We start from the raw sequence: 18,224 nt of genomic DNA on the forward strand, positions 1-18,224 counted from the left end.
TGAGGTCCCTGAAGAGCCGTTCAAGACCAGGACGTTGATAGGTCGGGTGTGTAAGCGCTGCGAGGCGTTGAGCTAACCGATACTAATTGCTCGTGCGGCTTGACTATATAACACCCAAGACAATTGCGGATAACGCAACGAAATCAATATCACAGTCGAAAGACACACGTTCCTTCTCGTCCACCCAGTGATCAACCGTTTTGCCTGACGACCATAGCGGTCTGGAACCACCTGATCCCATCCCGAACTCAGAAGTGAAACAGACCTGCGCCGATGGTAGTGTGGCGTTGCCCATGTGAGAGTAGGTCATCGTCAGGCTCCTAAATAAAACAGCCCCGACAGCGTATGCTGCCGGGGCTTTTTTATTTTGGATCGAGGCCCTGCTGTGCACTACAACGGCCCCCATGTGACCAGCTTGCCGCAGGCAAGCGCAGGACGCGGGAGCGCAGCGACGGCGGGCCCGTAGGGCCGAAGGCCGCAGGCCTGAGCAATGTAGGTCATCGTCAGGCTCCTAATACCGAAAACCCCAGCATCCTTGATGTTGGGGTTTTTTATTGCCTGAAAGAAAACTCGTCGACAGGCTGCTTTAAGGCAGCCAGATCTCAAACACCCCGCCACCCAAACTGCCACCGTTATGGAGCCGGATAGAGCCTGTGCGCTCCCCCTCGCTGTGCAGTCTGGCGACCGAAGAGGCGAAAAACAGCCCAAGACTGGTGCTGCCGCTTTTGAAGTCCAGGGATTTGAAATTCGGAGTTCCGTTATGTTGCATCGTTTCCGGATAACCCTCGCCGTCATCTTCAACGCCGATCACCAGATATCCGTCTTTTTCGCCAGCAGTCAGCCGTATTCGGCTTTTGGTGTATCGGATGGCATTGTTGATGGTGTTATTCAGCACCCCGGTCAGCAGGTCATCGTCAAAGAAACCGTTGATATCATCCGCTTCTACGGAGTACTCAAGCCCGAGCCCTTCCAGCAAGGGCGTGTGACGGGCGAGGTGATCTGACAGGAAATCCGGCACAAAATGCTCTTCGATGTGTGCTGACAGGTTATTTTCACCAAGCCGGTATATGCCAAGCAACTGTACGAGATCGTTGTGCATGCGTTCTGCTTCGTATTGCAGAGTGTTGAAACGGGACGATTCGCCCATGCTGTCGGCATGATCCGCCCGTAATTCATCGAGGGAGTTGAGCAACATGCCGAGGGAGTTTTTCATGTCATGGACAGCGGAGGCCAGAACCATGGAAAAGTCGATATGATTGTCCCGGGGACTATCGGTACTCTGGTCAGACATCTTGTTCATGCCATCATTCCTTTCAGTTTTTTGCTCAATGCGAGATAGCGACGATATTGCCGGTGCTGTTCCGGCAAGCTGGCAAGTCTGTCCAGGTGTTGCTGGCACCGCTGCAATAATTGTGGATCGTTCTCGCCATCCGCGTACTTTTTCATAAGGACCTGAACCAGGTTCAGGTTGAGTGCGGCGTGCGCTGGCACGATAGCGAGCGCAGCGGAGAATTGATCAATAGCTGCTTCCAGGTCGCCGGATTCGAATGCTTTGATTCCATCCCGGTTTTGGGCTCTGGCTTGTAGTTTCTGGCGGAAGCCAACAGGTTCATCCAGCAGGTTTTCTATTTTCTGCAGAGTGTCCGGTTCCTCACTAAAGCGCTGGGCTAACTGTCCCAACAAATGTTTGGCCTGGTCCTCACGGCCGAGTCGGAAAAGGGTCTTGGCATAATCAATGCCGGTGTCGGCGTCAATCAGATCCGGATCGGCCAAGGCCTCTGCCACGGACTCAAGTGCTTTTTCAGCCTCTCCTATCCTTCCCTGCCCGGCATATATCCTGGATTGAACAATTCGGCTTCGTACCTGTACGCCGTCGTCATCAGAGAAGCGTTTCTCCATTCTGGATAACACTTTGATGGCTTCGTCTGCATGCTTCGAACCTTCGTCGCTGGAGTCACCTTCACTCAGGTCAGACAGTGTCTGACCCAGCGAGAGGTAATGGTCTGAACTGTCATGGATGGAGTGGGTGCCAAGGTTCACTGTTTGACGCCAGGCATCGGAAGCGGTGGACATGTCCTGGTTAGACGTAGCGAGGCAAGCCAGTTGTTTCTGCCGCAGCAGCGCATTGGGTGAGCGTTCCGTGGCCTTTTCCAGTACCTGCTGTGCCTGTGTCACGCGGCCCTGGCGTTCGAGGCCATCGGCGAGCAGGTCATAGGCCTCCATATAATCCGGGTGCTTGCTGAGCAGTTCCCTGAGGACTGAGACGGCCTGATCATAGTTCTGGGTGGCCAGGAGGATCTTGCCCCGGCCAAGTCTTGCCCATGACAGATCCCGTTGGTTGAGGACATCTGTATAGATCTTGAGGGCGTGGCTGTAGTCGCCGACCTGATAGTAGAGGTCGGCCAGGGTTTTCATCAGCCAGGTTTTATAACGGGGCTGCTTGGGCAGGGTTTTCAGACACAGTGAAATCGCCTCCGGGTAGTTTTCCCGGTCGATCTCACGGTTAATGGGGAGCAGTGCATTGCGCTGGTCGATCATGCCACTGAGGCGCTTTTCCAGCATGGCGCGGTTAATCGGTTTGGTCAGGTAGGCATCAGGTTGGTACTCCCTCGCCCCCATCACCATTTCCTTGGAGGTTTCCGCAGTCACCATCAGGAACAGGGACGATCGCTTGAGCAGTTTCTTGTGTCTCAGTTCCTCCAGAATATGCTGGCCATTCTTGCCTTCACCAAGATTGTAGTCACACAGAACCACATCAACGTGATTGTAGGCACAGTATTGAATCGCCGGGGCGCCATGAGCGACCAGCTCTATCTTGTCGGCGCCACAACTGCGTAGCATCTGGCGCATGGAGAGCCGGAAATTCTCAAAATCATCGATGATCAGGTAATGGAGCTTTCCAAAAGGATTGCCCCCGCTGGATCTCGTTTTGTCTGTCATGGACGCTGCTGCTTCAGTAGCTTGTTAACCAGTGCCCGCAGTGCGGCGGGCTTCACCGGTTTGTAGAGAATCTGGTAGCCTCGCGCTATTGCATCTTCCCTGACTTCGGGCGCCATGTAACCGGTAATCAGTATACCGGGGACGTCATTGCTGAATCCGTCTCTCAGCGCGTCCATGGCGTCCAGCCCGTTCCTGTTATCATCAAGTTGATAATCAGCAAGTATAATATCGGGTTGCTGTCCGTCCAGCTTGTGGCGGGCGTCGTCGAGACTTTCCGCTGAGGTTACCTCACACTGCCAGTTGCCCAGCAGCGCGGCCATACCCTGGAGGATGGCGGGGTCGTTATCGATGCAGAGGACCTGGAGTCCTCCCAGGCTCGATACACGACGAGAGCTGGCCTGACTTTTTACCGCCGTTATCTGGGGCTGTTCCGCGGGGACAACCGGAACGGTAATACTGAAGACACTGCCTCGCCCCTGAACAGAATGAACGTTGACCGGGTGATTGAGCATGCCACTGATCCGGTCCACGATGGCCAGGCCAAGCCCCAGGCCTTTCTTGTCACGACCGTGCTGGAAGCGGCGGAATTCCTCGAAGATATGGGCAAGCTGATCCTCGGGAATCCCCGGGCCGGTATCCCAGACTTCAATACGGGCATAGCCCTTCAGTCGACGGCAGCCCAGCAGAATCTTTCCTTCCGGGGTATACCGGATGGCGTTGGACAGGAAGTTCTGTACTACCCGCCGCAGCAGTTTTGCATCAGAGCGGATCCATACCGTACTCGGTACCACATGTAGCTCCAGCCCCTGGTCTATGGCGATGGCTGAGAAGTCCGTTGCCAGGTGTCGCATCATGTCGTTAACCGGGAAAGCGCCGATGTCCGGCTCCAGTGCGCCGGCGTCGAGTTTCGAGATGTCCAGCAGAGTGCTGATAATTTCCTCAGCGGCGCCCAGTGAGCTGTCGATGTGTTCCACCAGATCCTTCATGTCCCCGTCGGCTTTGCCGGCCAGGGCGGAGGTGAACAGGCGGGCAGCGTTCAGCGGTTGCAATAAATCATGACTGGCCGATGCGAGGAAGCGGGTCTTACTCTGGTTTGCCTGTTCCGCAACGGACTTGGCTTTCAGCATCTGTTCGTTGATGACCTGCAGTTCCTGGGTCCGTTCCTTAACCCGTTGCTCCAGGTAGATATTGGTTTCCTTGAGGGCCTGCTCCGTGCGCCTCATCGCGGTAATATCCTGAAACGTCGTGACATAGCCCCCGCCGGGAATGGGGCTGCCATCGACCCGCAAGACGGTGCCATCGGGGCGCTGGCGCTCGTAGGACATGGGCAGTCCGTCGCGCATGCTGCCACAGCGGTCGGCAATGATCTCGTCAATCCGACGGGCGGACAGGTTGGCGTTGGTCAGGTTGTAGCGCATCAGGTCTTCGACCGGACGCCCGACACGAACGTAGCCTTTGGGATAGTTGAACAACTCCAGATACCGGTGGTTCCAGACCACAAGCTGTTGTTGGTGATTGACTACCGACACCCCAAGGCTGATGTTCTCGATGGCAGACTGTAGCAGCTCACGGCTGAACGTCATCGCCTGTGAGGCTTCATCGACAATGCTGACCACATCCTCGATCTGCATGTCACGACCGGTGAGTGTTGATTCGAGAACCACCCGAGCGGTTGACGCGCCGATCACCGAGGCCAGCTGCCGTTCAATGTACCTCATCAAGTGTGACGATGCTGGTCGGTGAGGGTGCAGGCGAATGGCGTTCCGGCGCTCGTAATTTCGGAGAATGGTTTCGGAACGTTCATCCCCCATGAAACGATCAGTAAGGGCTTGAAGATCCGATGTCAGGACCTCTCCCTGCCATGTCTGTTGTTGGGGTGTTTCAGCTTTGGGTTGGGGGTCGTGGAAGAAGGACGCGATCTGGATTTTCTCGCGTACACGCTGGCGCGTCAGCATTGACAGCACAATGTAGGTCAGAGTGTTGATGCCCAGGCTCCAGATAATACCGTGGCTGATTGGATCGAACTCTGTGCCGAACAGTGCCGTCGGACGTGTCCAGGCCATTCCCCAGATACCCTGGTCTATCAGCGTATCGGTGAGCCAGCCGGTGGAGGCGAGGGCCGGCAACAGCATGGTGTAACACCACATCAGGAAACCCAGTCCCAGGCCCCAGCTGGCCCCGGTGAGATTGCCCTGTCGCCAGATAATGCCACCCACGAGTGCCGGACCGAACTGGGCCGCTGCCGCAAAAGACAGCAGGCCAAAGGCTGTCAGGCTGTAGTCTTCACCCGCCATCCGGTAAAAACCGTAAGCAGTCAGCAACACCACGAAGATGGCCACACGGCGAATGCTCAGCAGGAGGTGGCTGAGGTCGGCACGCTGATTCATCCTGGGACGGAAGAACTTGAGCAGTGCTGGCATGATGATTTCGTTGCTGACCATGGTGGCAATGGCGACGGAACACACAATCACCATTGCGGCCGCAGCCGAGCCGCCACCCAGGAAGGCGAGAATGGCAAGCCACTCCTCGCCGGCGAGAATGGGCAGTTTCAGGATCAGGATATCGGGGTCGGTGATGCCGGCTTCCGGATGGAGCAGACCTGCGGCGGCAATGGGAAGCACGAAGGCGCTGGCAATGATGAGATAGATTGGCATAGCCCAGCGGGCTGTCTCGAAATCCCGGTGGTCTGTGTTCTCCACCACCATGACGTGAAACTGTCGGGGCAGACAGATAATCGCGAGCATGGCCACGAGGGTCTGGGTAATAAAGGCAGGTGCCTCGATACCATCGGTTGTCAGGGTTCCGGTAAGTCCGGCCTCCCGTACCCTGCCGAGCAAGTCTCCGAACCCTCCATAAAGGCCGTAGCCAACAAACAGGCCCACAGCCACGAAAGCCACAATCTTGATCAATGATTCAAAAGCAACAGCCTGAATCATCCCCCGATGGTGTTCCGTGGACTCCAGGTGCCGCGTCCCGAACAGTACGGTGAATACGGCGAGCACAAGAGTGATATACCAGGCAGAGTCGTTCCAGGCTGCGGTGCTGAGTTCTTGGTAGCCGCTACCGTTCTCGGATAAGACGGTGAACCCCATGGAGATGGCTTTGAGCTGAAGTGCAATATACGGAACGCTGCCAATCAGCGCGAATGTAGCGATCATGGCCGCCAGAACCTGGGACTTGCCGTAGCGGGAGGCAATGAAGTCGGCAATCGATGTGCTGTTGTTGCGTTTGCTGATGTAGATGATTCGGCGCAACAGAGGGGCGCCAAAAACAAAGAGGATCAGTGGCCCGAGATAAATGGGAAGGAAACCCAATCCTTCCTGGGTGGCGCGTCCGACTGCGCCATAGAAGGTCCATGAGGTGAAATACACCGCCAGTGAAAGGGCGTAAATGTGTGTTCTGGCCAGTTTGCGGCGATACAGTCCGGGATGCTTGTCGCCTGCCCAGGCAATGACAAACAGAATCGAAATGTACGTTATGGAAATTAAAACCAGCAGCCAGGCACTAATCATCGTTACGCATTCCCGTTACCTCTGGCGGGTTGGGCAGTCAGTTTACGGCGTGTCAGCCGGAGCAAACGGTCTCCAGCAGGGGATCCCCGGAAACAAGTGTTTTCAGGTTATCAACACGGGGTCTGCCGTCGGAACCCAATGGAACAAGCTCTTGGGTGGCACAGTTTATAATATGAATACGGTGGGATACCGCATCCGTCATCTTTTGCTCGAACCGATAGAGTGTAAATCGGACAACGTTACGATTGTCACTATCACGGACGATGCTTTTGGTATCCACCGTTGTGAAGGATGTGGTGTAAGGGAAGACAAATGTCCAGGGTCGCCAGAAGATACCGTCGTCCTGCGTATTCACAACGACCGCTTCTTCCGGGAGTTGTGCCTTCTTATGGTCGTACCATGTGTATTCTCCCTGAATGAGGTAGGCGAGCATGCCCACTCCTGCGAAAACGGGAATGATCCATCGTGGGGCTTTGTTTCGGGTGGCTGCGCGAATGCCAAGAGCAATACCGGCTGCACCCAGGCCGCAAAAAACAGTGGCAACTAGTGTCCAGAACATAAAATCATTTCCTCAAAAAAAGAACGGGCTCCCTCATTGAGGAAGCCCGTCCAGGTTCAACCTGTCAATTCTGCGAATGAATCAGGTTGAGTTGTTGCTTAGTGGTCCTGAGCCTGACCGGCACCACGTGGGTAACGGACGCTCTCAACCAGCTCCTGAATCTCAACGGGCGGTTCTTCAGTGGCGTTGGATACCACGAAGGCTACCGCAAAGTTGACGACTGCACCAACCGCACCGATAGAGAGCGGGGAGATGCCCAGTACCCAGTTTTCCGGAGTATCTGGCAGGTTTGCTGTGCCAGGAATGAACAGCCAGCCTTTGTATACGAAGATGTATACCAGAGTAAACGTCAGGCCGCTAAGCATACCGGCAATGGCACCGGTGTTGTTCACTCGTTTGGAGAAGATACCCATCATCAGGGCCGGGAACAGGGAAGCCGCCGCTATACCGAATGCGAGAGCAACAACCTGTGCCGCAAAGCCCGGTGGATTGGCACCCAGGTAGGTGGCGACAACAATCGCAACGGCCATCGAAATACGTGCTGCTAACAGCTCGCCTTTCTCTGTGATCGCCGGATTGATCGAGCCTTTTATCAGGTCGTGACTGACTGCGGAGGAAATCGCAAGTAACAGGCCGGCTGCCGTAGACAGCGCTGCAGCGAGACCACCGGCTGCAATCAGGCCGATGACCCAGCCCGGCAGGTTGGCGATTTCCGGATTGGCCAGTACCAAGATATCCCGGTTGACGACCAGCTCATTACCTTCCCAGCCACGGGCCTGGGCCTGGGGTTCGAACTCAGGTGTGTCGTTGTACAGCTGAATCCGGCCATCTTCGTTCTTGTCGGTGAACTGAATCAGACCTGTCACTTCCCAATCTCTGACCCAGGATGGCCGCGCATCATACTCAATGGGCTCAGCGGCGGTGCCGTCCGGATAGATGGTGGTCATCAGATTCAGTCGAGCCATGGAAGCAACGGCAGGCGCTGTCAGGTACAGCAGTGCAATGAACACCAATGCCCAACCCGCAGACCAGCGTGCATCCGCTACCTTCGGAACGGTGAAGAAACGAATGATAACGTGTGGCAGACCCGCGGTACCGATCATCAATGACAAGGTGAACAGGACCATGTTCAGCTTGTTGTCGATGTCAGCGGTGTACTCGTTGAAACCAAGGTCGGTAATGACCTGATTCAGTTTGTCCAGGATGGGCATGCCGGAATCGATGTGGGTAGAGAACAGGCCCAGAGGTGGAATCGGGTTACCGGTCAGCTGCATTGAGATAAATACGGCCGGAATGGTGTAAGCGGTAATCAGTACACAGTACTGGGCAACCTGAGTGTAGGTGATGCCTTTCATACCACCGAGAACCGCGTAGACGAACACCACAATAGCGGCAATGATCAGCCCCAGGGTTGCATCAACTTCCAGGAAGCGGGAGAAAGCAACGCCGGCGCCAGCCATCTGGCCAATGACGTAGGTTACTGAGGCAACGATGAGACAGACAACCGCCACCAGCCGCGCATTTTTGCTGTAGAACCGGTCACCGATAAACTCAGGAACGGTGAACTTGCCGAATTTACGCAGATACGGCGCCAGCAGCATGGCCAGCAGGACGTAGCCGCCAGTCCACCCCATCAGGAACGAGGAGTTGGCGTAACCACCGGCGGCAATCAGACCCGCCATGGAAATGAAGGATGCAGCAGACATCCAGTCGGCACCGATCGCCATACCATTGGTGACCGGGTGAACGCCGCCACCGGCAACGTAGAAATCACTGGTGCTTCCGGCCTTCGCCCAGATGGCGATGCCGATATAGAGGAGGAACGAACCCCCGACGAACATGATGTTGATTGCAAATTGGCTCATTCGTTCTTACTCCTCGTGCACGCCGAATTTTTCATCGATCTTGTTCATGCGCCACGCGTAGTGGAAGATCAAAGCGATGAACGTCAGGATGGAGCCCTGCTGGGCAAACCAGAAACCCAGGTCGGTTCCGCCGATGGGGATACCGGCGAGCAGTGGGCGGAGCAGAATTGCGAAGCCGTAGGATACCAGAGCCCAGACAATCAGACTTCCGAATATCAGACGGAGGTTCGCCTTCCAGTACTTTTCAGCGTCGTAGCTATGACCTGACATAGGATCACTCCTGTATTGTTGTTGTGGAGGTTGGGTGTGTTACTGGAGAGATACGATTGCTAGAGAATTTATTATTCATATAAGTGCTTCTCCGACTTGTTGTCTTCTCTGACTTTACTGGTCAAGGGATATATAGATATTGGCAAAAGGTCTAATTCTCAGTCATTTGCCTCGGAATCGGACGATTCCATAGCCCGAAGGGAATCGGTTCAGAAGCGCTGCATCCTCTTCAGACGCCGGTAGTAATGCAGCTTGTTGGTCAGCTCTCCAAGCGTTGAAACGTCATTTTTTTGTGCCTTATTGAGTGCAATCAGCGTCAATTCTGCAGTCGCCAGCGCGTCTGCAGCAGCGTGATGGCGTTCGCTGACTTCCAGGCCGAAGAAATCGGCCCAGTTGTCCAGGCCGCGGCCGCCGGGTTTGGCGTCCGGGAAGAAAGCCGGTAGCAAATCGGCCACATCGATCCAGGTGTGGCTTTGGGTGTAGCCCAGTGTTTGTCTCAGGGTTTTCTCCAGGAACTTCTGGTCGAATGCCGAGTGGTAAGCCAGGATCGGGTCACCGTTCATCCATTCCAGCAGGTGAACCAGTGCGTCTTCGGTTTCATGTCCCCGGGTCAGGGCTTCGGGGCCGATGCCATGGATGAGCACGGTCTCGCTGATATCAAGTTCAGGGCGGCGAAGAATCAGGTCGAACTGGTCTTCCAGGTGAATGACGCTCCCCGTGATGGCAACGGCGCCGATGGCGATGACCTGGTCTTTTCCGGGGTGAAGGCCGGTGGTCTCCAGATCCAGCACAACCAGCCGGCAGTCGGACAACGCCTGATCACCGGCGGCCCTGGGGGAGGGAAGGTGCTCGGGGTCATATGCCCCGCGCGTTCCAGCGCGGCGTTGATCAATCCAGTGACGGATCTGTTCCAGCATATCGCCAAGCCCTTTCATCATAGTTGGTAGGTGACTTCCAGCTTTTGCTGGAGACGCTGGGCCTGTCGGAACGATTCCCTCAGGATCCGACGGTCAAGCGGGTTAAGGTCATCCGGGTCAATATAATTGGACAGCGGTTCATCGCGATTCAGCATTTCCTGGTGGGCCCGCATGCGAATGGCCTGGATAAGGCTGTAGGCTTCTTTCCAGGCATTGGCATCCTTGGGATCAAACGCTCCCTTGGCAACGAGCCGGTCCATTCGTTCAAGGGTGTTGGCTTCCTCTACCCCGTTTGCCAGGGCAAACACCCGGACGGCCTCCACAAAGGGGGCCAGTCCCTGACGCTTGAGGTCAATGGTGTGTTTCCTGCCGTCTGGCGCGTAACGGAAATTGCGAAACATAGTGAGCGGCGGTCGCCGGTTCATGGCGTTGCCAGCCAGCATTTTCTGGAACAGGGCATTTTTCTGGATACGTGTCAGTACCTTGCCGTACAGATCTTCCAGAGGCCCTGTGGGGCCAAATACCCCGCGCATGTCGAGGAAAATGGAGGAATACACCAGATTTTGCGGTGTGGATGCGTCGATGAAGCGAATAAACCAGTCGTCCCATTCCCTACTACTCAGACAAAGCTTCGGGTTGCTGGCCATGATGTTGCCTTTGCACAAGGTAAAGCCACATTCTGCCAGTTCCCTGTTCACCTGCTCTGCAAACGGCAGAAGCTTCTCCCGCACCTGTTCTTCCGTCATGCCTTCCGGTGTTTCAAACAGAATGCCGTTATCCTGGTCGGTCAGCAGCGTTTGCTCCTGCCTTCCTTCACTGCCGAAGGTCAGCCAGGTAAAGGGAATGCCGGGGTCGTTTTTCTTGATGTTGAGCTCCAGCACCCGCCGCACAGTTACGTCATTCAGAGTGGTAATGATTTTGACCACCTGGCCGGAGTCGGCGCCATGGGCGAGCATGGCATCCACCAGGCGGGATACGTCCGAGCGCAGGCTGACGAGGGTTCGTAAATGGGCGGCGGTTCCGATGGTCCTGGCCAGATTGACCAGGTCCACGCGTTGGAGGGAGAACAGGTCACGTTCGGAAACCACTCCGATCAGGCGATGCTCCTCATCGACCACGCACAGGTGGGCAAAATGGTGTTCGGCCATCAGCATGGCGGCCTCAAAGGCATCGGCGTTGGAGGTCAGACAAATAGGATTCCTGGTCATGAACTGACTGATCGGGGTGTTGAGGGGGCCTTTTTCTTCCGCCACCATGGTGCGCAGGTCCCTCAGGGTAAAAATGCCGGTGGGGCGCCGCACATCATCGGTAATGATGATGCTCCCCACGTTGTTTTCGTGCATCCGGGCGACGGCCTTGCGAACCGGGAGGTCTGGGGAGCAGACAATCGGATTCCTGAGGGCGTACCGCTCCAGAGGGGTGTCCAGGGAGCTGCTGGAACCGATGGACGCCATGGCACCGGACTGAATTCGCTGGTTGACCTGGTCCAGCAGGCTGCTGACCCCTCGCAGGCAAAAATCGCGGAATGGGTCGCTTTCCGAAAGCAGGGTGACAAAGGCATCATGTTCGATGCTCAGGCAGAAAGTGTCGCCCGAGGCACGGTGAAGGGTACTGGTGGGGCGTTCGCCAACGAGCGCCGCCAGGGGGAAACATTCACCCAGACTGATCTCGAAGGTGGTTTCAGTCTTGTCTTCCTTGCTGTTGTGGCGCTCGCCGCGAATCCGCCCCTGCTTCACCACATAGAAACGCTGAACCGGACCATCCTCGGGAGACAGCACTATGTCGCCATCGGCATAGAAGCGTAGTGAGGCATGCTCGGCAAAGTGCGCAAGATGAGTATCATCCATGCTGGAAAACGGGGCGTGTTCCCGGAGAAACATCATGATCGCACGGGTGTTCTGGGGGCGGGGGGTGTTCGTCGAGGCGGCAACCATACTATCGTCCGTCCTGTATATTGTAATCTCGAGTGTAGATCAGACCCTGTGGGGCAGCCCTACGATGTTCGTCGCAGGTAGCTACACTGAGACTGTCTGGCTTTATGCCCGTAGGGCCGGGTGGTACAGTTCCGTTAACTCCAACGTTGAACAACATTATCATGACGACCAAAGAAGAGCGCCTGAGCTTTCTGGAAGAAATGAAGGATGTCCGGCGCATCCGCAGGCCCAATCGTGCGGAAGTTAAAGCGCCGAGGGAATTGACGCCCGGTCATATGGAGCGCCAGCGGTCTGCAGTGGACCAGCCCGTGAAAGATGCGAATCATCTGACATCCGATATGGTGGACCCCCTGACGGCACACGATATTCTGAGCTGGCAGCGCCCTGGCGTCCAGCATGGCGTGTTCCGCAAACTGAGGCTGGGCCAGTATCCGATCGAGGCGAGGCTGGACCTGCACCGCATGACCGTTGAGGAAGCCCGGCGGGAGGTCTTCGGTTTCATCAACGATTGCGTCCGCTACGGTCTTCGCTCGGTCATCATTCTTCATGGCAAAGGCGAGCGCAACCCGGATGGTATTGCCCAACTGAAAAGTTACCTCGCGAAATGGCTGCCGGAACTGGACAGCGTGCTTGCCTTCCATTCGGCCCGGAAACACCATGGCGGCACGGGCGCGGTCTATGTCATGGTTCGCAAGAGTGAGCGGGACAAGCAACATAATCGCGAAATACATGGCAGCCGGTAACGGCGCCGCCTGTATACTAAGGCTGAACCAATCATACGGCCTGGTAAGACAGGACTCTGGAGAAAGCTATGGCTAAGAAACTGTTCTTTGTAGTGTGTGTATCCCTGGCGATGGCCGGTTGTAAGGACCGGGTGATCTGGAATGACAATGGCAAGGTGGATGAAGCCACGGAAAACCGGGAAGTCTGGGATACCAAAGGCAAAATGGACGGTGATGACCGCAAGATCTGGAATGATCAGGACGGCGAAGCTGTCGTAAAATAGGTCTGAAACTGCCCGCTGCCCCAGCGTTGGCTGAGTCTGGAGAATGCCCTTGTTCGATGTAACCCGATACGCCCGGGCGGCCGAGTCCATTATTGACGCCGGGCGCTTCCTGTATGGTCGTGGCTGGTCACCGGCGACCAGCAGTAACTACTCTGCCCGTATTGATGCCAACCATATCGCCATTACGGTTTCCGGTCGCCACAAGGGCGAACTGGGGGCTGGCGATGTCATGGTGGTGGATCTGGCCGGCCAGGCAGTTCAGAGCCAGGCCCGCTCGTCTGCGGAGACCCTGCTGCACACGGTGCTGTACGATCAGTTTCCTGACGTAGGGGCGGTGCTTCATACCCACTCGGTCAATGCGACGGTTCTCAGTCGGATCCTGCCTCCGGATCAGTCACTGGAGCTACAGGGTTATGAACTGCAGAAGGCCTTTCCCGGCCACGACACCCATGAAGACACGCTGGTCGTGCCGGTCTTCGACAACACTCAGGACATCCCGCACCTGGCCGAGCGGACAAAACAATGGTTCCGGGACCATCCGGAACAGCCCGGTTACCTGATCCGGGGCCACGGTCTTTATACCTGGGGCAGGACCATGGCAGACTGCCTGAGGCATATTGAGGCGTTTGAATTCCTGTTTGAGTGTGAACTTGCAACCATGAGGCTTCGTCCATGACTACCCTGAGCATTTTTAACCAGAACCAGCCAGAGCAACCTCAGACGGTGACGGAAGACGCCAGCGAGATCCAACGGTTGCTGGGGGAAAAGGGCATTCGATTCGAGCAATGGCCGACCCGAGATCTGCCAGAGGACGCCGCCCAGGATGCGATTCTGGAAGCCTATCAGACGGAGGTAGCGGCGCTTAAACAGGAATGTGGGTTTCAGACCGCCGATGTGATCAGCCTGAATCCCGACAACCCGCAGAAAGACACACTGCGCCAGAAATTTCTGGATGAACACGTACACAGTGAAGATGAAGTGCGTTTCTTCGTGCGCGGCCAGGGCTTGTTCTATCTGCATCTGGACGATCAGGTATTTGCCGTGCTGTGCCAGAAAAACGATCTGATCAGTGTGCCTGACGGTACCCGCCACTGGTTCGATATGGGCCCTGAGCCCCGCTTCACCTGTATCCGCCTGTTTTCAAACCCTGAAGGCTGGGTTGCGAATTTTACCGGTGAAGACATCGCCAGCCGACTGCCGCGCTATGAAAAACTGGCTGGGGTCGCTTGATGATCCGGGTGATTCTCACTGACATTGAAGGTACCACCAGCTCCATATCGTTTGTCCACGAAGTGCTGTTTCCCTATGCGGCGGAGCATATCGCGGATTTTGTCCGTGAGGGGGCGGCGGATAATCCCGCAGTTTCCGAGCAGCTTGATGCCGTTGCGCAGCGCTCCGGGGTTGATCGCGGTGACATCGAAGGGTTGATTGCCGTTCTCCAGTCATGGATCCGCGATGACCGTAAGGAAACATCCCTGAAGGCTCTGCAGGGCATGCTCTGGGAACAGGGTTACCAGCAGGGTGCCTTCCATGGCCATATCTACCCGGATGCCGCGGATTACCTTCAGCGCTGGCATGACCGGGGGCTGAGGTTGTTCGTCTATTCCTCCGGATCGGTGAAGGCCCAGAAGCTGATTTTCGGATTCAGCGAAGCAGGGGACTTCACGCCCTTCTTCTCCGGTTATTTCGATACCCGGGTAGGGGGCAAGAAGGAAGCCCAGTCCTATCGCAATATCCTGGAGCAATTGGGTGTGGAGCCGGAAACGGTGCTGTTTCTCTCCGATGTGGAAGCGGAACTGCAAGCCGCGGAGGAAGCCGGTATCCAGACCGCCTGGCTGGTTCGGGAAGGGGAGCTGCCGGACACTGACCGGGTGGTGGCCCGGAACTTTGCCGAGGTGGACGACCTGCTCAGAAAGCGTTGAGGACTTGCTGCCGCTACGCAGGCCGTTCGTCCTGATTCAGGGGGTATCTGCGCAGTGATTGTGCGTCATCTGATTGTTGCTTTCCTGGCTCTGGTGACCGCCGGCTGCAACCCTTTCTCTGAAGCCCCGTCGATGATGGATGAATACGTTGAGCGGGTCGCCAGGGTGCTCGATGGCGAGGGGGCGCTGTCGGAATTGCCCGAGATCCAGCGTATGCCGCGTCGGCGCGACCGTCGTATGGACATGCCCGATCTGGAGTTGGGCATCCTGGATTTCCTGTCGCTCTACGGCTGTCAGTTGCAGTATGTCGTTGGTGAGCGCAACTCGGTGATGGGGCGGGTCATGGATCCGCTGAATCGACTTCGTTACGAACTCCGTTTTATTGAAGCCGCCCGTGACTGCCTGCCGGATATCGGCCGCGAAAAGTTGAAAAAGAGCGTTGAACAGGCGATAGACAGCAAGCTGGAATCGTTGCCAGTAGCTATCTGGAACGCAACCTGGGCGACGGAAGAAATTGAAACACTGTTCACCCTGTCCAAGGGGTATTTCCCCGTTGCTGCCGATGGAAACCCGGTATCGGACCTTTCCGCTGATGTCAGCCGCCTCAACTCAACGGTGCGATCCCTCCTGGAAGGCCGACTCGACCACTCGCTGGACTATGTGGGTGAAGTGCATCAGCGCTGGCAGGCAGAGCACCGGGCTGGTCAGTTGCTGAACAGTGCGCGCCTGCTGATAGCCAGGCTGGACGACGCCACGGCTATTATCCGGTCACGGCTGGGCAGTCGCCCGCTGTGTATTGATGGCAAGCCCAACAACCAGTCCGATATCGTCCGGAACATGTTTTTCAGTGTCTACATCGACAGGATCCAGCCCTATATGAGTGACGTTCGTCGCGCCCGGGACGACCTGATCCGTCCGCTGGCGGCTTTGTCCGTCGCTCAGGAGGAGATAATGCCGGATTCCTTCAGGGCATGGTCTCGCCGCTACCTGGCCACAACCGGGGATGACAGTCTGTGGCAGGCGCTGGATCGTGCAATGGCAGAGCACACGGAGAGCTGGCAGCAACTGTTGGGACAGTGTGGTCTGAGGCCGGGCGCCTGAGCCGACGATCAGCGCTGACTTTCGGGGGTAACCCGCAGTATTTCCTCAATTGTTGTCTGGCCCGCGGCCACTTTCTGAGCGCCGCTTAATCGCAAGGATTTCATGCCGGTCTTGTAAGCCTCGAGTCGCAACTGCTCCAGTTCGCACTGATCGGTGATCCGGGCGCTCAGGTCGCCGGACAACTTGAGGATTTCATAAACCCCGGCACGGCCATAATAGCCGGTGTTCCGGCATTCCAGACAGCCTACCGGCTGGTACACCTGCTCTGGCGTCGGGGCTTTCCATGGGCGCGTCAGGCTTTTCCAGGCCTGGTCATCCACGGGGCCGGGCGCCTTGCAGTGAGGACAGAGGGTGCGTGCCAGGCGCTGTGCCATTACCCCGAGAACCGTGGCACGGATCAGGTAAGGTGGAATGCCCAGCTCCATCAGCCGCGTGATTGCGCTGGGTGCATCGTTGGTGTGCAGGGTAGAGAGCACAAGATGCCCCGTCAGCGCTGCCTGTACCGCCATTTCAGCGGTTTCGAGATCGCGGATTTCGCCAATCATGATGATGTCCGGATCCTGGCGCAGAAGCGCCCGGACACCGGAGGCAAACGTCAGCTCAATGTTGGTCTGGACCTGCATCTGGTTGAAGGCAGGCTCCACCATCTCGATCGGGTCTTCAATGGTGCAGAGGTTCACCTCCGAGGAGGCCAACTGCTTGAGCGTCGAATAGAGTGTGGTGGTTTTGCCCGATCCGGTGGGGCCGGTGACCAGGACAATACCGTGGGGGCGATCGGTAATATCGTGCCAGCGCTCCCGGTCTTCGCGGGAGAAGCCTAACTGTTCGTAGGACTTGAGCAGCACCTCGGGATCGAAAATCCGCATCACCATTTTTTCGCCAAACGCCGTGGGCATGGTGGCAAGGCGTAATTCCACCTCGCTGTTGTCCGGCTTGCGAGTTTTGATGCGGCCGTCCTGGGGGCGGCGCTTTTCCGCGACGTTGAGGCGTCCCAGGATTTTCAGGCGGCTGGTGACGGCCACACCTACCTGATCCGGGAATTCATACACATTGTGCAGCACGCCGTCGATCCGGAAGCGTACCTGAGTGACGTTGCGTCTCGGCTCGATGTGAATATCGGATGCACGCTGGTCAAACGCATACTGCAATAGCCAGTCCACGATTTTGACGACGTGCTGATCATTGGCATCGGGGTTCTCGTTGGCGCCCAGGTCCAGCAGCTGCTCGAAATTCTGGTTACCGGCAGAACCGGCCCCCTGCCGGCCGCTGGCCTTGCTGACGGAATTGGCCAACTGGTAGAACTCGACCGTATAGCGGCGGATATCCTCCGGGTTGGCCACAACCCGGCGAATGTCTTTCTGCACCGCCTGGCGGAGGTTGCTTTCCCAGTCACCCTTGAATGGCTCGGCGCTGGCGATCAGCACCTCGTCCGGGTGTATCTCGACTGCCAGTATGCCGTGGCGCTGGGCAAAGGCGTAGGACATTACCCTGGCGATGGAGGGCGTATCAATCTTCAGGGGATCAATGTGGTACCAGGGTTGGCCCGCCCACTCCGCCAGCCACTGGGTCAGGCGATCCAGATCCAGCGTGCGGCCGGAATTCAGGCTCTTGAGGCTGGCGATGGCAAACAGCTCAAGGGGGTGTCGGCGGTCGGTGTCCGCACCGATATTGGCCTGCAGAATGCGATCAGCATCCTGCTGGGAAATTTCACCGCTGGAGACCAGGGCCGTTGCCAGGTCGCGAAGGGTCAGGGTGCTTCTGAGCGGTGCTGGCGCGCGGAGATTACCCATAAGAAGATCCCATCATGCGCCCGGGGCCGGAAGCGGTCGATTCACTTTCAGATGCACCATGGCAACCGTGAACAGCAGGAACGTCAGAATCGTCAGGAGGAGCGGGGCAGCGGCGCCTTCGCTTAGCCAGGCAGAGACCACCGCCTGGGTGAAGTAAAAAATCACCACAAAGGCCATCCAGATATATCCCCGGTTATGACCGCGAAAGACAGGAACTGCAAAGGCCAGCAGGGGAAGCAGTTTGACTGTGAGCATCAGCGGAACCGACACGCCCTCGACCTGGGTTGGATAAAACGTGGTAATCAGAAGGGTCGCCAGGACCGCAATATAAAGACCGATGGTCAGTCTGGCTGTTATGCGTGCTTTCGGGTTGTGGAGCATAGGTGCTTTCCGTTTATGATCTTGTCA

Annotated in this window: 16 protein-coding genes and 2 rRNA genes; 8 read left to right on the plus strand and 10 right to left on the minus strand. The window is 56.7% G+C overall.

Annotation, left to right across the window (positions count from 1 at the left end; all coding sequences use genetic code 11):
* Together ACQUWM_RS17595 and rrf are read left to right on the plus strand one after the other, a co-directional pair.
* A 23S ribosomal RNA gene (locus tag ACQUWM_RS17595) occupies window positions 1-107 on the plus strand; the annotation flags it as partial.
* 96 nt (window positions 108-203) lie between these two features.
* Window positions 204-318 (plus strand): 5S ribosomal RNA (gene rrf / locus ACQUWM_RS17600).
* 268 nt (window positions 319-586) lie between these two features.
* On the opposite strand, the gene ACQUWM_RS17605 is transcribed toward rrf, so the two are convergent.
* The 8 genes from ACQUWM_RS17605 to ACQUWM_RS17640 form a co-directional block, all read right to left on the minus strand.
* Window positions 587-1,291: a sensor histidine kinase gene (locus ACQUWM_RS17605; RefSeq protein ID WP_428923022.1), complete on the minus strand. Its 705-nt coding sequence runs from the start codon at window positions 1,289-1,291 to the stop codon at window positions 587-589.
* 5 nt (window positions 1,292-1,296) lie between these two features.
* Window positions 1,297-2,940: a tetratricopeptide repeat protein gene (locus ACQUWM_RS17610; RefSeq protein ID WP_428922981.1), complete on the minus strand. Its 1,644-nt coding sequence runs from the start codon at window positions 2,938-2,940 to the stop codon at window positions 1,297-1,299.
* Window positions 2,937-6,452 carry a PAS domain-containing hybrid sensor histidine kinase/response regulator gene (locus ACQUWM_RS17615; RefSeq protein WP_428922982.1) on the minus strand — a complete coding sequence of 1,172 codons (3,516 nt, stop codon included), beginning with the start codon at window positions 6,450-6,452 and terminating at the stop codon, window positions 2,937-2,939. Before ACQUWM_RS17615 ends, ACQUWM_RS17610 begins: the two co-directional genes overlap by 4 nt.
* A 52-nt stretch (window positions 6,453-6,504) precedes the next feature.
* Window positions 6,505-7,011, minus strand: coding sequence for a hypothetical protein (locus ACQUWM_RS17620; protein WP_407000994.1), 507 nt, complete (start codon window positions 7,009-7,011; stop codon window positions 6,505-6,507).
* 98 nt (window positions 7,012-7,109) lie between these two features.
* Window positions 7,110-8,876 carry a sodium:solute symporter family protein gene (locus tag ACQUWM_RS17625; RefSeq protein WP_428922983.1) on the minus strand — a complete coding sequence of 589 codons (1,767 nt, stop codon included), beginning with the start codon at window positions 8,874-8,876 and terminating at the stop codon, window positions 7,110-7,112.
* 6 nt (window positions 8,877-8,882) lie between these two features.
* Window positions 8,883-9,146, minus strand: a complete 264-nt coding sequence (locus tag ACQUWM_RS17630) for a DUF4212 domain-containing protein (protein WP_407000992.1) — start codon at window positions 9,144-9,146, stop codon at window positions 8,883-8,885.
* A gap of 209 nt (window positions 9,147-9,355) precedes the next feature.
* Complete coding sequence (locus tag ACQUWM_RS17635) at window positions 9,356-10,063, minus strand: 3'-5' exonuclease (protein WP_428923023.1); 708 nt, start codon at window positions 10,061-10,063, stop codon at window positions 9,356-9,358.
* 17 nt (window positions 10,064-10,080) lie between these two features.
* Window positions 10,081-11,997, minus strand: coding sequence for a putative nucleotidyltransferase substrate binding domain-containing protein (locus tag ACQUWM_RS17640; RefSeq protein ID WP_407000991.1), 1,917 nt, complete (start codon window positions 11,995-11,997; stop codon window positions 10,081-10,083).
* Window positions 11,998-12,158: 161 nt separating this feature from the next.
* Between ACQUWM_RS17640 and smrA the strand changes: the two genes are divergently transcribed.
* From smrA to ACQUWM_RS17670, 6 genes are all read left to right on the plus strand, one after another.
* The gene (gene smrA, locus ACQUWM_RS17645; RefSeq protein ID WP_407000990.1) at window positions 12,159-12,740 is read left to right on the plus strand and encodes a DNA endonuclease SmrA; all 582 of its coding nucleotides are present in this window, start codon (window positions 12,159-12,161) and stop codon (window positions 12,738-12,740) included.
* A 68-nt stretch (window positions 12,741-12,808) separates the two neighbouring features.
* Entirely contained in the window at window positions 12,809-13,003 is a 195-nt protein-coding gene (locus tag ACQUWM_RS17650; protein WP_428922984.1) for a hypothetical protein, read from the plus strand.
* A gap of 43 nt (window positions 13,004-13,046) precedes the next feature.
* On the plus strand, window positions 13,047-13,679 hold the full coding sequence (locus ACQUWM_RS17655; RefSeq protein WP_428922985.1) for a methylthioribulose 1-phosphate dehydratase: 633 nt from the start codon (window positions 13,047-13,049) through the stop codon (window positions 13,677-13,679).
* Entirely contained in the window at window positions 13,676-14,233 is a 558-nt protein-coding gene (locus tag ACQUWM_RS17660; protein ID WP_428922986.1) for a 1,2-dihydroxy-3-keto-5-methylthiopentene dioxygenase, read from the plus strand. Before ACQUWM_RS17655 ends, ACQUWM_RS17660 begins: the two co-directional genes overlap by 4 nt.
* Window positions 14,233-14,925, plus strand: coding sequence for an acireductone synthase (gene mtnC, locus ACQUWM_RS17665; RefSeq protein ID WP_428922987.1), 693 nt, complete (start codon window positions 14,233-14,235; stop codon window positions 14,923-14,925). Before ACQUWM_RS17660 ends, mtnC begins: the two co-directional genes overlap by 1 nt.
* A gap of 60 nt (window positions 14,926-14,985) precedes the next feature.
* Window positions 14,986-16,026, plus strand: coding sequence for a DUF3080 family protein (locus ACQUWM_RS17670; protein ID WP_428922988.1), 1,041 nt, complete (start codon window positions 14,986-14,988; stop codon window positions 16,024-16,026).
* A gap of 8 nt (window positions 16,027-16,034) precedes the next feature.
* Here ACQUWM_RS17670 and ACQUWM_RS17675 read toward each other — a convergent pair whose 3' ends face one another.
* Together ACQUWM_RS17675 and ACQUWM_RS17680 are read right to left on the minus strand one after the other, a co-directional pair.
* Window positions 16,035-17,816 (minus strand): GspE/PulE family protein, encoded by a 1,782-nt coding sequence (locus ACQUWM_RS17675; RefSeq protein ID WP_428922989.1) that lies wholly within the window; start codon window positions 17,814-17,816, stop codon window positions 16,035-16,037.
* Between the two features lie 12 nt (window positions 17,817-17,828).
* A complete protein-coding gene (locus ACQUWM_RS17680) occupies window positions 17,829-18,197 on the minus strand; it encodes a DUF2069 domain-containing protein (protein WP_428922990.1) in 369 nt (122 codons plus the stop codon).
* Between the last annotated feature and the right edge of the window lie 27 nt (window positions 18,198-18,224).

It is taken from the genome of Marinobacter sp. DUT-3, from assembly GCF_050379435.1.
GTDB lineage: Bacteria > Pseudomonadota > Gammaproteobacteria > Pseudomonadales > Oleiphilaceae > Marinobacter.

Coding starts and splice junctions, on each gene's coding strand:
- ACQUWM_RS17605 (WP_428923022.1), bottom strand. CDS start 1,291: ATGTCTGACCAGAGTACCGATAGTCCCCGGGACAATCATATCGACTTT.
- ACQUWM_RS17610 (WP_428922981.1), bottom strand. CDS start 2,940: ATGACAGACAAAACGAGATCCAGCGGGGGCAATCCTTTTGGAAAGCTC.
- ACQUWM_RS17615 (WP_428922982.1), bottom strand. CDS start 6,452: ATGATTAGTGCCTGGCTGCTGGTTTTAATTTCCATAACGTACATTTCG.
- ACQUWM_RS17620 (WP_407000994.1), bottom strand. CDS start 7,011: ATGTTCTGGACACTAGTTGCCACTGTTTTTTGCGGCCTGGGTGCAGCC.
- ACQUWM_RS17625 (WP_428922983.1), bottom strand. CDS start 8,876: ATGAGCCAATTTGCAATCAACATCATGTTCGTCGGGGGTTCGTTCCTC.
- ACQUWM_RS17630 (WP_407000992.1), bottom strand. CDS start 9,146: ATGTCAGGTCATAGCTACGACGCTGAAAAGTACTGGAAGGCGAACCTC.
- ACQUWM_RS17635 (WP_428923023.1), bottom strand. CDS start 10,063: ATGCTGGAACAGATCCGTCACTGGATTGATCAACGCCGCGCTGGAACG.
- ACQUWM_RS17640 (WP_407000991.1), bottom strand. CDS start 11,997: ATGGTTGCCGCCTCGACGAACACCCCCCGCCCCCAGAACACCCGTGCG.
- smrA (WP_407000990.1), top strand. CDS start 12,159: ATGACGACCAAAGAAGAGCGCCTGAGCTTTCTGGAAGAAATGAAGGAT.
- ACQUWM_RS17650 (WP_428922984.1), top strand. CDS start 12,809: ATGGCTAAGAAACTGTTCTTTGTAGTGTGTGTATCCCTGGCGATGGCC.
- ACQUWM_RS17655 (WP_428922985.1), top strand. CDS start 13,047: ATGCCCTTGTTCGATGTAACCCGATACGCCCGGGCGGCCGAGTCCATT.
- ACQUWM_RS17660 (WP_428922986.1), top strand. CDS start 13,676: ATGACTACCCTGAGCATTTTTAACCAGAACCAGCCAGAGCAACCTCAG.
- mtnC (WP_428922987.1), top strand. CDS start 14,233: ATGATCCGGGTGATTCTCACTGACATTGAAGGTACCACCAGCTCCATA.
- ACQUWM_RS17675 (WP_428922989.1), bottom strand. CDS start 17,816: ATGGGTAATCTCCGCGCGCCAGCACCGCTCAGAAGCACCCTGACCCTT.
- ACQUWM_RS17680 (WP_428922990.1), bottom strand. CDS start 18,197: ATGCTCCACAACCCGAAAGCACGCATAACAGCCAGACTGACCATCGGT.